This is a genomic window from Myroides sp. LoEW2-1, from assembly GCF_009767705.1.
GTDB lineage: Bacteria > Bacteroidota > Bacteroidia > Flavobacteriales > Flavobacteriaceae > Flavobacterium > Flavobacterium album_A.
Genome location: NZ_WSPP01000086.1, coordinates 1 through 13,628, shown reverse-complemented (window position 1 = coordinate 13,628; position 13,628 = coordinate 1). Strand labels below are relative to the sequence as shown.

The 13,628-nt window shown below is 33.7% G+C and carries 13 protein-coding genes; 9 read left to right on the top strand and 4 right to left on the bottom strand.

Translation table 11 applies throughout. From position 1 onward, the window contains the following. Window positions 1–575: VTT domain-containing protein (locus GOQ24_RS06175; protein ID WP_160339302.1), on the top strand; the 575-nt coding region annotated here is incomplete at its 5' end. Between the two features lie 90 nt (window positions 576–665). Here GOQ24_RS06175 and GOQ24_RS06170 read toward each other — a convergent pair. From GOQ24_RS06170 to GOQ24_RS06155, 4 genes are all read right to left on the bottom strand, one after another. After that, entirely contained in the window at window positions 666–1,745 is a 1,080-nt protein-coding gene (locus GOQ24_RS06170; RefSeq protein WP_155092171.1) for a peptidylprolyl isomerase, read from the bottom strand. 8 nt (window positions 1,746–1,753) lie between these two features. Then, complete coding sequence (gene gldI, locus GOQ24_RS06165; RefSeq protein ID WP_155092172.1) at window positions 1,754–2,299, bottom strand: gliding motility-associated peptidyl-prolyl isomerase GldI; 546 nt, start codon at window positions 2,297–2,299, stop codon at window positions 1,754–1,756. Further along, complete coding sequence (locus GOQ24_RS06160) at window positions 2,292–3,314, bottom strand: DHH family phosphoesterase (RefSeq protein ID WP_155092173.1); 1,023 nt, start codon at window positions 3,312–3,314, stop codon at window positions 2,292–2,294. The genes gldI and GOQ24_RS06160 overlap by 8 nt, the downstream gene beginning before the upstream one ends. 88 nt (window positions 3,315–3,402) lie before the next feature. Continuing rightward, window positions 3,403–4,086 carry a Crp/Fnr family transcriptional regulator gene (locus GOQ24_RS06155; protein WP_155092174.1) on the bottom strand — a complete coding sequence of 228 codons (684 nt, stop codon included), beginning with the start codon at window positions 4,084–4,086 and terminating at the stop codon, window positions 3,403–3,405. 116 nt (window positions 4,087–4,202) lie between these two features. Between GOQ24_RS06155 and GOQ24_RS06150 the strand changes: the two genes are divergently transcribed. The 8 genes from GOQ24_RS06150 to GOQ24_RS06115 all read left to right on the top strand — a co-directional run bounded on the left by GOQ24_RS06150 (window position 4,203) and on the right by GOQ24_RS06115 (window position 13,101). Beyond that, window positions 4,203–6,605, top strand: coding sequence for a heavy metal translocating P-type ATPase (locus GOQ24_RS06150; protein ID WP_160339300.1), 2,403 nt, complete (start codon window positions 4,203–4,205; stop codon window positions 6,603–6,605). Between the two features lie 62 nt (window positions 6,606–6,667). Then, a complete protein-coding gene (gene ccoS, locus GOQ24_RS06145; protein ID WP_155092176.1) occupies window positions 6,668–6,889 on the top strand; it encodes a cbb3-type cytochrome oxidase assembly protein CcoS in 222 nt (73 codons plus the stop codon). A 6-nt stretch (window positions 6,890–6,895) separates the two neighbouring features. Further along, window positions 6,896–9,076, top strand: a complete 2,181-nt coding sequence (ccoN, locus tag GOQ24_RS06140; RefSeq protein WP_155092177.1) for a cytochrome-c oxidase, cbb3-type subunit I — start codon at window positions 6,896–6,898, stop codon at window positions 9,074–9,076. Between the two features lie 18 nt (window positions 9,077–9,094). Next, window positions 9,095–9,301 (top strand): CcoQ/FixQ family Cbb3-type cytochrome c oxidase assembly chaperone, encoded by a 207-nt coding sequence (locus GOQ24_RS06135; protein WP_155092178.1) that lies wholly within the window; start codon window positions 9,095–9,097, stop codon window positions 9,299–9,301. Then, on the top strand, window positions 9,298–10,293 hold the full coding sequence (locus GOQ24_RS06130) for a cbb3-type cytochrome c oxidase N-terminal domain-containing protein (protein ID WP_155092179.1): 996 nt from the start codon (window positions 9,298–9,300) through the stop codon (window positions 10,291–10,293). The genes GOQ24_RS06135 and GOQ24_RS06130 overlap by 4 nt, the downstream gene beginning before the upstream one ends. A gap of 176 nt (window positions 10,294–10,469) precedes the next feature. Further along, complete coding sequence (gene ccoG, locus GOQ24_RS06125; RefSeq protein ID WP_155092180.1) at window positions 10,470–11,891, top strand: cytochrome c oxidase accessory protein CcoG; 1,422 nt, start codon at window positions 10,470–10,472, stop codon at window positions 11,889–11,891. A gap of 20 nt (window positions 11,892–11,911) precedes the next feature. Next, entirely contained in the window at window positions 11,912–12,382 is a 471-nt protein-coding gene (locus GOQ24_RS06120; protein WP_155092181.1) for a FixH family protein, read from the top strand. Window positions 12,383–12,405: 23 nt separating this feature from the next. Beyond that, on the top strand, window positions 12,406–13,101 hold the full coding sequence (locus tag GOQ24_RS06115; protein WP_160339303.1) for a sulfite exporter TauE/SafE family protein: 696 nt from the start codon (window positions 12,406–12,408) through the stop codon (window positions 13,099–13,101). Window positions 13,102–13,628 lie beyond the last annotated feature (527 nt).

Sequence of the window (13,628 nt, the reverse complement as noted above, 5' to 3'; positions counted from 1 at the left end):
CTTGGATTTACGTTATCTTATTTCTTATTGTCTTTGTTGAAACTGGCTTGGTTGTAATGCCTTTTCTACCGGGGGATTCTCTGTTATTTGCAACAGGAATGCTCATTGCTCAATCAGATGAATTGAGTATTACGCTGGCTATTATTATCTTGTTAGTGGCAGCTATTGGAGGGGATTCATTGAATTATCTGATTGGTAATAAAGTCGGTATGCGCTTGACAAGAGTGAAACTTTTTGGAAAGCAAATTATTAAAGAAGAACACCTTGATAAAACACATTCTTTTTATGAGAAGTATGGTGAACGAACTATTGTTATCTCACGTTTTATCCCTATTGTACGTACTTTAGCGCCTTTTGTAGCAGGTGTTGGAAAGATGAAGTATTCTGTCTTTATGACTTATAATGTGATAGGGGGCTTGATTTGGGTATTAAGTTTAACTTTGGCAGGTTATTTCTTAGGTAATATTCCGTTTGTAAAGGAGCATTTCTCAAAGATTGTCTTGTTGATAATAGTGGTGTCAGTCTTGCCAATTGTTTACGAATTTTTGAAAGTAAAATTGAGTAAAAAAGCATAAATAGTTTCTCTAAGTAAGTTTTAGTTACTTGGGAAATAAAAAAAGGTTAGCTTATTTTAAGCTAACCTTTTTCTATTTTATATCGCGATGTTATTTTACCAATTCTAACTCAAAAACTAAGTCAGTATTTGGAGGAATAACTCCACCAGCACCTCTTTCTCCATAACCTAAATGGGAAGGGATAAAGATTACTGCTTTGTCGCCTATTTTCATTTGTTCAAAACCTTCGATGAAACCAGGTAATAGTCCTGTTTTAGTACCATATTTGAATGGAATTGGGATATATTGATTATAAGCAGCTCTTTGTGCATCGTGTATGTCAAATTTTTCAGCTAATTCTTCAACACTTGTATCGAATAGGGTTCCATTTTCAAAGAAACCTGCGTAATGCACAGCTATTTGATTGCCAATATTTGGTTTTTTTGCTCCCTCTTTAGTTTCAGTGATCACATATAGTAACCCAGAATCAGTTTTTTTAGCTTGTGCTTTTAGAGTAGCAAATTTGTCTGCGTATTCCTTTTGAACTGCTGCTAACTTTTCTTCTTTTTCTTTTTTCGCTTTAGATTCGTTCTCTGAGTATTCTTTAAAAACTTTTTCTGCATTAAACTTCTTAGCTGCTTTACCAACTCTTAAGATTTTTACAGATTCAATTTTATCTTTTTCTTGGATTTGGTTTACGATATCCATTCCTTTTACAGTATAACCAAAAACGCTATGGCGATTATCTAAAAACTGTGTTTCTTTATGAGTAATGAAGAATTGGCTTCCGTTTGTAAAAGGACCGCTATTAGCCATAGATACAGTTCCAGGTTTATCGTGGCTTAAAGTTGGGTCAAACTCATCTTTAAATACATACCCTGGACCGCCAGCACCATTTCCATCAGGATCTCCTCCTTGGATAACAAAATCCGCTACTACGCGGTGGAAAGTCAATCCGTCATAGAATGGTTTCCCTTTGAACTTTTTATCCACTAATGGATTTGTTCCTTCAGCTAAGCTCACAAAATTAGCTACTGTAATAGGTGCCTTTTCGTACTCAAGCTCAATCACGATGTGTCCTTTGTTGGTTTTTATATCAGCATAAAGACCATCTGGTAAGTCGCTTTTCTGAGAAGTACATGAAGCAAAGACAGCTACAAGACTTAAAAATAGACTAGTCATATTTTTCATATTTAATTTTATTTTTCTATTGATTTTAATTCGATTACAAATATTAACGGTTGATTCTTTTGGATTTTGTCTTTATCTCCTAAGTAGCTATAGGCTAAAGAAGAAGGGGTTAAAACCTTTAAAATTTCCTTTTGCTTCATCAGCTTTAAGCTTTGTCGTAAAATCGGTAGTAATTCATCTTGATCTACTGTGTATTCAATGTTGCCAATTTCACTTTTGTCGTAAATCAGGCTGTCATTCATACTTTTGACTTCATAGGTAAAGATCAATTTATCGCCTTTTTGAGGGAGGATAGAGTCTTTGATCTGTCTGTTCTGATAAGCGTACCAAAAGCCGTTTTTAGAATTTAAAAACTGTTGATCTTTATTTGATGAAATGTAATGCGAAAGAACTGCTTCTTCACTTTCCAATAGATTTTTATTTCTGTCTATTGAGTTATCTATAACAGTACTTCTTTTTTCGCTAATAGGCTTTCTCGCTTGTTCTTGTTGAAAGCAAGCGGTTAGCGTGAATAGAGAAAGTAAGCAAAAAGCAAATTTTAAAGTCTTAATCATAAAACTCATTTTTATGTTTTGAAACAATATCTTTAAAATAATCAATTGTGTCTGCTAAGGATTTGGTTGATTTTCCACCAGCAGCATTAACGTGACCACCTCCTTCAAAATAGGCTCTTGCAAGCTTATTGACATCAAAGTTGCCCTGTGATCTAAAGGAAATTTTAATTATGTTTTCTTCCGTTCTTTCGATAAAGAAGGCTGTGAAATCAATGCCTTTAATACTTAAACCATAATTGACTAAACCTTCCGTATCGCCCTTTTCGTGCTGGAATTCTTTTAGGTCACTATCTTTTAGAAAGATAAAGGAAGTGTTGTACTCTGGTAATACTATCAGGTTTTGAAGCGCTCTTCCCATTAACTGTAGTTTATTATAACTACTGTTGTCAAAAAGATTATTGTGAATTTGAGGGTTGTCAATTCCCTTTTCAATTAAATCTGCAATAGCTCTATGCGTAGCCGCATTTGTTTTTGGAAAGCGAAAAGAGCCAGAATCGGTCACTATACCTGTGTAGATACACGTAGCAGCATCTTTGCTTATGTATTTGGCAAAGTCTAATTTGCTAAGTATAGTGTATAGTAATTCACAAGTAGAGCCAAATTCAGGATGAGAGAAAGTTAGTTCTGCATAATCGCCAGGCATTTGGTGGTGGTCGATCATGATAAATGGCTTGTCGATGTTTGACAAGTATTTCTCCATTTCATCTCCAGTTCTCAGTAGAACATTAAAATCTAAGGTAAAGATATAGTCAGCAGCTTGCATAAGCTTTGAGGCTTTATCTTTGTGGTATTCAAAGTTTACAATGCTATTTGTACCAGGCATCCAAGAAAGGAAGTTTGGAAAATCATTAGGCGTTATAACAGTTGCTTTTTTATTTAATTTAGTAAGTACATGGTATAGTCCAAGAGTTGAACCAATAGCATCTCCATCAGGATTGCGGTGAGGAATTATTACAAAGTTATTTCCAGAGGCAATAATAGATTTTAATGCTTCTAATTTATTTTCATTTATCATGATATGTGATACAAATTTGGATGCTAAAATAAGGCATATTTATATTAAAATCATAATAAACGACCGTTAAATAAAGTAAAGAGTGTAATTATTGTGCTAAATTTTTAAGTTCAGCTTTGTCAACTAAAATTATCTTTTTACCAGATAATTGAATAATTCCTTCTTTCTTTAAGTCAGATAAAAGTCTGATACAACTTTCTGTTGCAGTACCCACCATATTCGCAAGGTCTTCACGCGACAGTTGAATATTTAAAGATTTAGTCTCAGGATCAACACCACCAAGTTCTTCAAGTTTCAGTAGCATAATAGCTAATCGCTCTTTTACAGTTTTATGGGTGTGATCTGCAAGGCCTTTGTCGGCATCTTTTAAGTGATTACAGATATCCCTTGTTACTAATAGAGAGAACTTGTTGTTGTCAGAGAAGTAGTCTAACATTTCTTTCTTAGGGATAAAACAAACCTGCATATCTTCTAATGCAGTAGCAGTAAGATTTGAAGTTTCTTCATTGATAATTGATCTTTGACCAAGTAATTCACCGCTTTTCGCTAACTTAATAATTGTGTCTTTTCCGTTAGAATTCAATTTGGTTAACTTACAGAAACCTGATTTAACACAATATACTCCATTTAGGTTATCACCTTCTAAAAAGAGAATTTCACCCTTTCTTACAATGAAATGGGTTTTTGTTTCAGAAATAGTTTCAAGCTCATCTCGAGTTAAAGCTTTTAAAGAACTAAATTCCCTTATAATACATTGCTCACATCTGCTCATAAATTTTTTTATATCTGTTAAAATATTATACAAAGATAGGTTTTTTTTATGATAAATATCATATATTCTACTAATATAAACTTTGAAATTTGTATAAGGTAAAATGAGCAAATATTATGGGTAAAAAAGGATGTTATCACTGTGGTAATGAGGTAACTACTTTTAATCGAATCGATTTTGATGGAAAAGAGTTTTGTTGTAATGGTTGTAAAACAGTATATGAAATTTTCAGTGAAAATGACTTGAACTGCTATTACGACATGCAACAATCGCCAGGAGCAACTCCAGAAGAAGCAAATGGCAAGTATGATTTTCTTGATAAAACAGAGATTATTAGTAAGTTACTCGAGTTTGACGAAGGAGAAACTTCAATTGTTTCTCTTTATATTCCACATATTCATTGTAGTTCTTGTATTTGGATCTTGGAGAACTTGAATAAACTAAATCAAGGGGTCTATCGCGTTTTAGTTAATTTCCCTGAAAAGAAGGCAACTATCACGTTTAATAAGCAAAAGACGACTTTAAAAGAGATTGTATTACTGCTTAATAAAATAGGTTATGAACCTTATATTAGTTTAAAGAACTATGATGATAAACCACAAAATGTTGACCGTAGTTTAATATATAAAATCGGAATTGCATTTTTTGCTTTTGGCAACGTTATGATGTTGTCATTTCCGGAATATTTTAACATAGATGACGTTTGGATGCGTCAGTATAAAGATTTCTTTCGTTGGTTGATATTGATCATTTCTCTTCCTGTTTTCTTTTATTCCGCTTCTCCTTATCATATAGCAGCTTGGAAGGGAATTAAATCTAAGAATTACACGATTGACATTCCTATGGCTCTCGGTATTATCGTTATGTTTATTCGCAGTACTGTAGATATCGTATTCGATTTAGGGCCGGGCTTTTTTGACAGTATGACCATGTTGGTGTTCTTTATGTTATTAGGGAAACTATTCCAACAAAGAACCTATAATTTCCTTTCTTTTGAACGCGATTATAAATCGTATTTTCCCATTGCTATTACCAAATTGGGAAGTGATAATGTAGAAGAGCCTATCCAAATTTACGATGTAGAAAAGGGCGATCGTCTTCTCATTAGAAATCAAGAATTGTTACCTGTTGACTCTATATTAATTTCCGAATCAGCTTTCATCGACTATAGTTTTGTGACGGGAGAGGCTGTTCCAGTTGAAAAGAAATCTGGAGATAAATTGTTTGCAGGTGGAAAACAAGTGGGAGATGTAATAGAGGTAGAGGTTGTTAATTCTGTTTCTCAAAGTTACTTAACTCAACTGTGGAGTAACGATGTATTTCAAAAGAAAGTAGATATGAAATACAAGACGATTACAGATACTATTAGCCACTATTTTACGCCTGTACTGTTGACTATTTCTATCTTGGGGTTTGTCGGTTGGTCGATTGTTGATCTTAATAGTGCTTTCAATGTATTTACTGCTATTTTAATTGTCGCTTGTCCTTGTGCTTTAGCCTTGACTGCTCCATTTACTTTGGGAAATGCAATTCGAATATTGGGTAGAAAAAAGTTTTACTTAAAGAATGTGACTGTTGTCGAGCAAATGGCAAAAGTAAATACTGTTGTCTTTGATAAAACGGGAACTATTACTACAAATGCAACTTCGACTATTCAGTACGTAGGTAGTGATCTTACACGAGAAGAACAGAGTGATATTCGCAATATTATTAGGGGGTCAAATCACCCTTTAAGTAGAAAATTATACAGCTTTTTAAAGACGAAGGTTATTGCTAAACCTGAGCGGTTTGAAGAAATACCAGGTTTGGGATTAAATGGTACAATTAACAGTAAAAATTACTTAATAGGTTCACCTAAACTCGTCGGTATACATGATGACAAAGTAATCAACGAAACTGCAGTACACATCCAGGTTGACGGTGAGTATAAGGGGAAATTTATATTTGCTAACCACTATAGAGAAGGTGTAATTGATTTGTTTGAAAGTTTAGACAAGTCAGGTTATAAATTAGTTATTCTATCGGGAGATAACGATGGGGAAGCTGTTGTGTTAAGAGAATTGTTACCTGAGAGTACTGTTTTAGCATTTAATCAGAAGCCAGAAGAAAAGTTAGAATATGTGAAGTCTTTACAAGAAGAAGGTGGAAATGTTATGATGGTAGGAGATGGTTTGAATGATGCTGGAGCTTTGGCTCAAAGTAATGTAGGGGTGTCTATTTCTGAGAATGTTAATGTTTTTACACCTGCAAGTGATGCGATTTTAGATGCTCATATGTTCTCATATTTAGATAATTTTCTTAAATACTCGATTAATTCTGTTAAAATTATTAAATTAAGTTATATATTAGCATTAACGTATAATGTTATTGGTATAACGGTTTGTTTGTTTAACAAAATGTCGCCGTTAGTTGCAGCAATTATAATGCCTGCAAGTACGATATCAATCATCAGTTTCGTGACGATTATGACTAATTATTTTGCGAGAAAAAATCTTAATGAGGATCATATAAATCGATAAACTGACGATTATCATATTTTACCAATTTCGATAATGTTAATTTTGACATATAATTTTTAGGTATGAGTGTTATATATTTCTTAATTAGTATCAGTGTAGTTGTAGCTGGCATTTTTCTGTACTTGTTCATCAAGTCAGTGAAGAATGGGCAGTTCGACGATGCTTATACACCTTCGGTACGCATGCTGTTTGACGATGAGATAAAGGTTAGCGATAAAGAGCCTTCGTCCCAAAAATCAAATAAAGAGAGTTTAAATAAAAATCAAAGAGAAAATCAAATATAAACAACTATGGAAGTGCAACAATTTTACTATGACAACAAAATTGTAAAGAAATTCCTTTATGCATCAATATTCTTTGGTGCGGTAGGTATGCTTGTAGGTTTACTATTAGCGGTAATGTTTATATTTCCTAACATAACTGACGGTATTTCGTGGTTAAGTTTCGGGAGATTAAGACCATTACACACCAACGCTGTAATTTTTGCGTTTGTTGGTAACGCTATTTTTGGAGGAATCTATTATTCTTTACAAAGATTATGTAAAGCCAGAATGTACAGTGATTTTTTAAGTAATCTTCACTTTTACGGATGGCAATTAATTTTAATTGGAGCTGTGATTACGTTACCATTAGGTTTCACAACTTCAAAAGAGTATGCCGAATTAGAGTGGCCAATTGATATTGCAATTGCATTAATCTGGGTAACTTTCGGTGTAAACATGATTATGACAATCATCAAAAGAAGAGAGCGTCATATTTATGTAGCAATATGGTTCTACTTAGCAACGTTTGTGACAGTAGCTGTATTACACATTTTTAACTCATTAGAGTTACCAGTAAGTGGATTGAAATCTTATTCAGTTTACGCAGGGGTACAAGATGCATTAGTACAATGGTGGTACGGGCATAATGCGGTAGCATTCTTCTTAACAACACCTTTCTTAGGGTTGATGTACTACTATTTACCTAAAGCGGCTAATAGACCAGTTTATTCATATAGACTTTCTATTATTCACTTCTGGTCATTAATCTTCTTATACATTTGGGCTGGACCTCACCACTTGTTGTATTCTGCTTTACCAGAATGGGCACAAAACTTAGGAGTTGTGTTCTCTGTAATGTTGATTGCGCCATCTTGGGGAGGTATGATCAACGGTTTATTAACACTTCGTGGTGTTTGGGATAAAGTTAGAGTTGAGCCAGTATTGAAATTCTTCGTTGTAGGTATTACTGGTTATGGTATGGCTACATTTGAAGGACCAATGTTATCGTTGAAAAACGTAAATGCTATCGCTCACTATACTGACTGGATCGTAGCTCACGTTCACGTTGGTGCATTAGCTTGGAATGGATTTATGACATTTGGTATGGTGTACTGGTTAATCCCACGTATGGTTAAAACTGAATTGTTCTCTAAATCGTTAGCAAACTTCCACTTCTGGATTGGTACTTTAGGTATTATTTTATACACAATTCCGTTATATGTTGCAGGTTTCTCTCAACACTTGATGTGGAAAGACTTCAACCCTGATGGAACTTTAATGTATGGTAACTTCTTAGAAACTGTTACTGCTATTATGCCGATGTATATTATGCGTGCAATTGGTGGTACATTATATTTAGCAGGGGTATTCGTGTTAATTTACAATATCGCTAGAACTGTTTCTGCTGGTCAAAAAGTTGAAGATGAATTAGCTGAAGCACCTGCGTTACAAAGAATTTCTTCTGGTAGATTAAAAGGAGAAGGATGGCACGCTCATTTAGAGAGAAGACCTGTTCAATTTACTATTCTTACTACGGTAGTTATTCTTATTGGTGGTATGGTTCAAATTTTACCAACAATATTTGTAAAATCTAATATTCCAACTATTACAAGTGTAAAACCTTATACACCATTAGAGTTAGAAGGTCGTGATTTGTATATTAGAGAAGGATGTGTTGGATGTCACTCTCAAATGGTACGTCCGTTCCGTTCAGAAGTTGAACGTTATGGTCAGTATTCAAAATCAGGAGAATATGTTTACGATCACCCATTCTTATGGGGTTCAAAAAGAACTGGTCCAGATTTATTTAGAGTAGGTGGTAAATATTCAGACAGCTGGCATTACAACCACATGTTTGACCCTCAATCTACATCTCCAAACTCTATCATGCCAGGTTATAAATGGTTATTTAGAAATGAAGCAGCGGATTATTCTAAGATTGAGAAGAAAATGAGTGTAATGAGAACATTAGGTGTTCCTTATACTGATGAAGATATTGCAAATGCTAAGGAGAGTATTGCTGATCAAGCTGAATTGATAGCTCTAAACTTAGAGAGTGATCCAGATTATATTAAGTCTTATAAACAAAGTATAGAACGTGCTGAAGCTAAAGGCGAAACGTTTGTGCCAATGAGTGATAGAGAAATCGTTGCTTTAATTGCATACTTACAGAGATTAGGAACTGATATTAAAAAAGTAGAAGAATAATTTATTAAGTGAATCAATATGCTAAAGTTCATTAAACATACTATGGAAACAATAGGAGGAGTAGAAGTATTTCCAATTATTTCCTTAATTATCTTCTTTACCTTCTTTGTTGGGCTTTTTGTATGGGTAATTACCTACAAAAAGGAAACCATTCAAGAATTGAGCAATATGCCATTCATGGATGATGAAGAGCATAATGTTGATCCTAATTCAGAAAAATTATGAAAAAATATTTTCCAGTATATGTACGAGTACCACTACTATTTGGGTTGTTTTTCCTTTTAGTAGAATGGTTAGTAGGCGGAGAAGGTGAAAAACCAGCCTTTATGGAGTACCCACAGGTACTAATCTTATTAGGTTTGTTCTTGTTCGCTTTAATTGCAGTTGAGATTGTAGTAGCGTCTACAAATAAGATTTTAGATAGATTAATGACTCCAGAAGAGCGAGTGGCAGAAAAAAACAAGCGTTTTTCTGATCTTCCTTGGGTTAAAAGCTTAATGAGCAAATTAACTAAAACTAAGGGAATCCAAGAAGAATCTGATGTAATGATGGATCACGATTATGATGGTATTAAAGAGTTAGATAACGAGTTACCACCATGGTGGGTTGGGTTATTCTACGTTACGATCATATTCTCTGTAATCTATTTGTTGAGATTCCACGTGTTTGACGGAGATAATCAAATTGTTGAATATGAAAAGTCAGTAGCTGAAGCTCAATTGCAAATTGAGGAGTATAAGAAAACTGCTCCTGATATGTTAACAGCTGATGATGCAAAATACTTGACTGATGAAGCTGATTTAGCTGCTGGTAAAAAGCTGTTTGATGCCAACTGTATGGCTTGTCACAAGCTTGATGGTGGTGGTTCTATTGGGCCTAACTTGACAGATGATCATTGGATTTTAGGTGGTGGTGTGAAAAATATTTTCCATACTATTTCTGAAGGAGGTCGTCCTGGTAAAGGAATGGTGCCTTGGAAGAATAACTTCAAACCTTCTGAAATCGAGAAGTTAGCTTCTTATGTAATTTCATTAAACGGAACTAATCCTGCTGATGCAAAAGGTCCTGAAGGTGATATTATTTGGTCTAAAGCTGATTTAGAAGGTGGTGAGGCTACTCCTGCTGAAGAAAGTGCACCTGTATCAGATGTGGCTCCTGAATCAGGTGAGACAAGTGAATCAGAAGTTGTTGCTCCTGAAGCGGATAGCGAGGAGTAATAATTAATAAAAATTCTTCATGCTTACTAGCGACAACTATTTAGTAATGAAGATGGTATAGTTATTAGATTATACATTTTTGTAGCTTTTTTTATAAAAGCTATAAACTAACAATAAAAACATAAAAGCAGAGTAGGTGGTACTCATTTGCTCTGCTTTTTTTAAAACACTACACTATGGCTACAATGAAAGACGAAAGTTTCCGTGACTCCATTGGAACAATCGATAAAGATGGTAAGAGAGCTTGGATATTTCCTAAAAAGCCTTCAGGACCATTTTATGACAAGAGAAAAATTGTAAGTTATTTGCTTATTGCTTTCTTGTTTGCGGCTCCTTTTATAAAAGTTAATGGTAATCAGTTTTTACTATTCAACGTAATTGATAGAAAGTTTAATATTTTTGGTTTTCCTTTCTGGCCACAAGATTTTTATTTAGTGGTTATTTCCTTAGTTATTGGGGTTGTTTTCGTAACTTTATTTACAGTATCATTCGGTCGTATTTTCTGTGGTTGGATATGTCCACAAACGATCTTCATGGAGATGGTTTTTAGACGTATTGAATACTGGATTGACGGTGATAGAGGTGCTCAAGCTAGACTTCGAAAACAAAACTGGAATGGTGAGAAAATTAGAAAGAGACTTTTAAAATGGTTTATTTTCTTTATCATATCATTTATTATTGCAAACATCTTTTTATCCTACATTATTGGAAGTGACGTTGTAATTCAAATGATGAAAGATGGCCCAGCTTTACACTTAGGTAAGTTTGTAGGACTACTAATCTTTACTGGTGCATTTTACTTCATCTTTGCTTGGTTTAGAGAGCAGGTTTGTGTGATTGCTTGTCCTTATGGGCGTTTACAAGGTGTGCTTTTAGATAATAAGTCAATTATTGTGGCTTATGATTATGTGAGAGGTGAGGGAACTAATGGTAGAGCTAAGTTTAAGAAAGATATTGATAGAGAGGCTCAAGGATTTGGTGACTGTATTGATTGTAAACAATGTGTGAATGTTTGTCCTACTGGTATAGATATTCGTAATGGTACTCAATTAGAGTGTGTGAACTGTACTGCATGTATTGACGAATGTGATCACATGATGGAATCAGTTGGCTTGCCAAAAGGATTAATTAGATATGCTTCAGAGAGTGAAATCTCTGAGAATAAAAAGACGAAGTTTACAGCTCGTCAAAAAGGGTATACTGCTGTATTATTTATTTTAATTAGTGTCTTAGTAGGATTATTGTTCTTGCGTACTGATATAGAAGCTACCATTCTACGTGTAGCTGGACAGACATATCAACACCAGGGTGATCAAGTTACTAATTTGTATACTTATAAGGTAGTTAATAAAACGATGAAAGACTTCGACAATATTACTTTCAAAGTTGTAGATCCTGAAAGTGGTTCTGTTCAACTTATTAGTAAAGATATTATTAGTGTTAAGAAGGAAGGCTATGCAGAAGGATCTTTATTTGTTAGGATTCCAGAACTTGTATTAGAGAGTCATCGTACTAAGATTAAAATTGAAGTGTATGATGGAGATAAATTGATTCATACTACTTCTACCAACTTCTTAGGCCCAAGAATTATGGAATAATATTAATAAAATTTATAGGTATGAAATTCAATTTTGGAACAGGAATCGTTATTGCGATGGGTATATTCATGATATTCATTTTGCAGTACGTCATTAGAGTTCAGTTAGATAGCAAATACGATAATCAGTTAGTGACTGAGAATTATTATCAACAAGAGATAGAGGTTGATGGTAAAGCTGAAAGAGAACTTAATGCTAAGAAACTAAAAACACCTTTGAAATTGTCAATTACAGATGATAAGGAGATTTTAGTTGTATTTCCAAAAGAATTTGATTACTCAAATATAAAAGGTAAAATATCTCTATATCGACCGTCTGACCAGACATTAGACTTTGACATTCCAATATCATTGTCTTCTTCCAATTTGCTCATACCTAACACAAAGCTGGGATCGGGCGGTCGTTGGGATATTTCTATTGAATGGGAATATAAAGGAACTTCTTATAGAAATTTAGGAAGTTTGAATTTGAACGATAAAGTAGTAAAGTAGTAGTTATAATTGATTAGCTTGTGATTTTAACAGGATTGATATTTGGATTAGTAAGTAGTTTACACTGTATTGGTATGTGCGGTCCAATTGCATTAATGTTACCTGTTTCTAAAGATAATCAAGCGAAAAAAGTTATGCAGATATTGACCTATCACTTAGGTCGTATATCTGCATACTCTATTTTAGGACTTGTCTTTGGTGTTTTTGGCAAAGGTTTATTCTTAGCAGGTTTACAACAACAAATGTCTATTGTTGTTGGGATTCTTATGATTGCTTTTGTTTTAATACCTCAGAGTAAATTAGGTAAACTGAATTTTATGATGCCTTTTTACAAATTTGTTAGTAAGATTCAGCGCTCTTTAGGTAATCAGTTCAAGAAGCAAACTACTGCCTCTCTTTATACAATTGGTTTCTTTAATGGGTTTTTACCTTGTGGAATGGTTTATGTAGCTCTTTTTGGAGCTTTAGCAACCCAAAGCCTACTTTATGGAACTTTGTATATGGCTTTGTTTGGCGTAGGAACTATTCCTTTGATGAGTATGATGATTTATGTTAGGGAAATGTTTTCGGTCAAAGTTCGAAGTGCAATTATGAAGTATTACCCTATCGTTATTGTTATTTTTGGGATGCTATTTATCGTTAGAGGATTAGGATTAGACATTCCTTTTCTTTCTCCAGATACATTGAATTTGTTTGTAAAAGCTGACGCTACATGTTAGAGTTGTGTTAAAATATGTGACTTTATTATAAAGCATTGTCTAAAGTATAGAACAAAGAAAATAAGAATATGCTATGAAAAGGATTTATTGAATTTGTTCTAATGCTATGAAAAGAAAAAGATAAAAAAAGTAGATCTATTTGATCTACTTTTTTTATTTGTCCTAATCTGAAATTATTTGTGACTTTTTTTAAATAGGTTGTCTAAAGAACAGAACAGAGAATGAACTAATATGCTATGAAAAAGAGTTTGATAATTTTGTTCAATTACTTAGTGATAAATCACTTAGTAGTAGCTATGAAAAGAAAAAGTAAAAAAAGTAGGTCTTTGACCTACTTTTTTTATTTTCTGAATATTCGTACTTGCTGATAAAGTTTTTTTGGATCAGTGACAAAAGTTGGGGATTGAGTAAAATCTTAGAGTATTTAGTAGCACTTTATTAATGACGTTATCTGTGCCCGAGTTAATACTTATGCTTATCGAATTGTCTACTGACTTTTAATTTACTTGTATTGCTCTGCTATATAC

Excerpts from the sequence above, each read along its gene's own strand:
- GOQ24_RS06170 (WP_155092171.1), bottom strand. The coding sequence starts at position 1,745 with ATGAAAAATATGACTAGTCTATTTTTAAGTCTTGTAGCTGTCTTTGCT.
- gldI (WP_155092172.1), bottom strand. The coding sequence starts at position 2,299 with ATGATTAAGACTTTAAAATTTGCTTTTTGCTTACTTTCTCTATTCACG.
- GOQ24_RS06160 (WP_155092173.1), bottom strand. The coding sequence starts at position 3,314 with ATGATAAATGAAAATAAATTAGAAGCATTAAAATCTATTATTGCCTCT.
- GOQ24_RS06155 (WP_155092174.1), bottom strand. The coding sequence starts at position 4,086 with ATGAGCAGATGTGAGCAATGTATTATAAGGGAATTTAGTTCTTTAAAA.
- GOQ24_RS06150 (WP_160339300.1), top strand. The coding sequence starts at position 4,203 with ATGGGTAAAAAAGGATGTTATCACTGTGGTAATGAGGTAACTACTTTT.
- ccoS (WP_155092176.1), top strand. The coding sequence starts at position 6,668 with ATGAGTGTTATATATTTCTTAATTAGTATCAGTGTAGTTGTAGCTGGC.
- ccoN (WP_155092177.1), top strand. The coding sequence starts at position 6,896 with ATGGAAGTGCAACAATTTTACTATGACAACAAAATTGTAAAGAAATTC.
- GOQ24_RS06135 (WP_155092178.1), top strand. The coding sequence starts at position 9,095 with ATGCTAAAGTTCATTAAACATACTATGGAAACAATAGGAGGAGTAGAA.
- GOQ24_RS06130 (WP_155092179.1), top strand. The coding sequence starts at position 9,298 with ATGAAAAAATATTTTCCAGTATATGTACGAGTACCACTACTATTTGGG.
- ccoG (WP_155092180.1), top strand. The coding sequence starts at position 10,470 with ATGGCTACAATGAAAGACGAAAGTTTCCGTGACTCCATTGGAACAATC.
- GOQ24_RS06120 (WP_155092181.1), top strand. The coding sequence starts at position 11,912 with ATGAAATTCAATTTTGGAACAGGAATCGTTATTGCGATGGGTATATTC.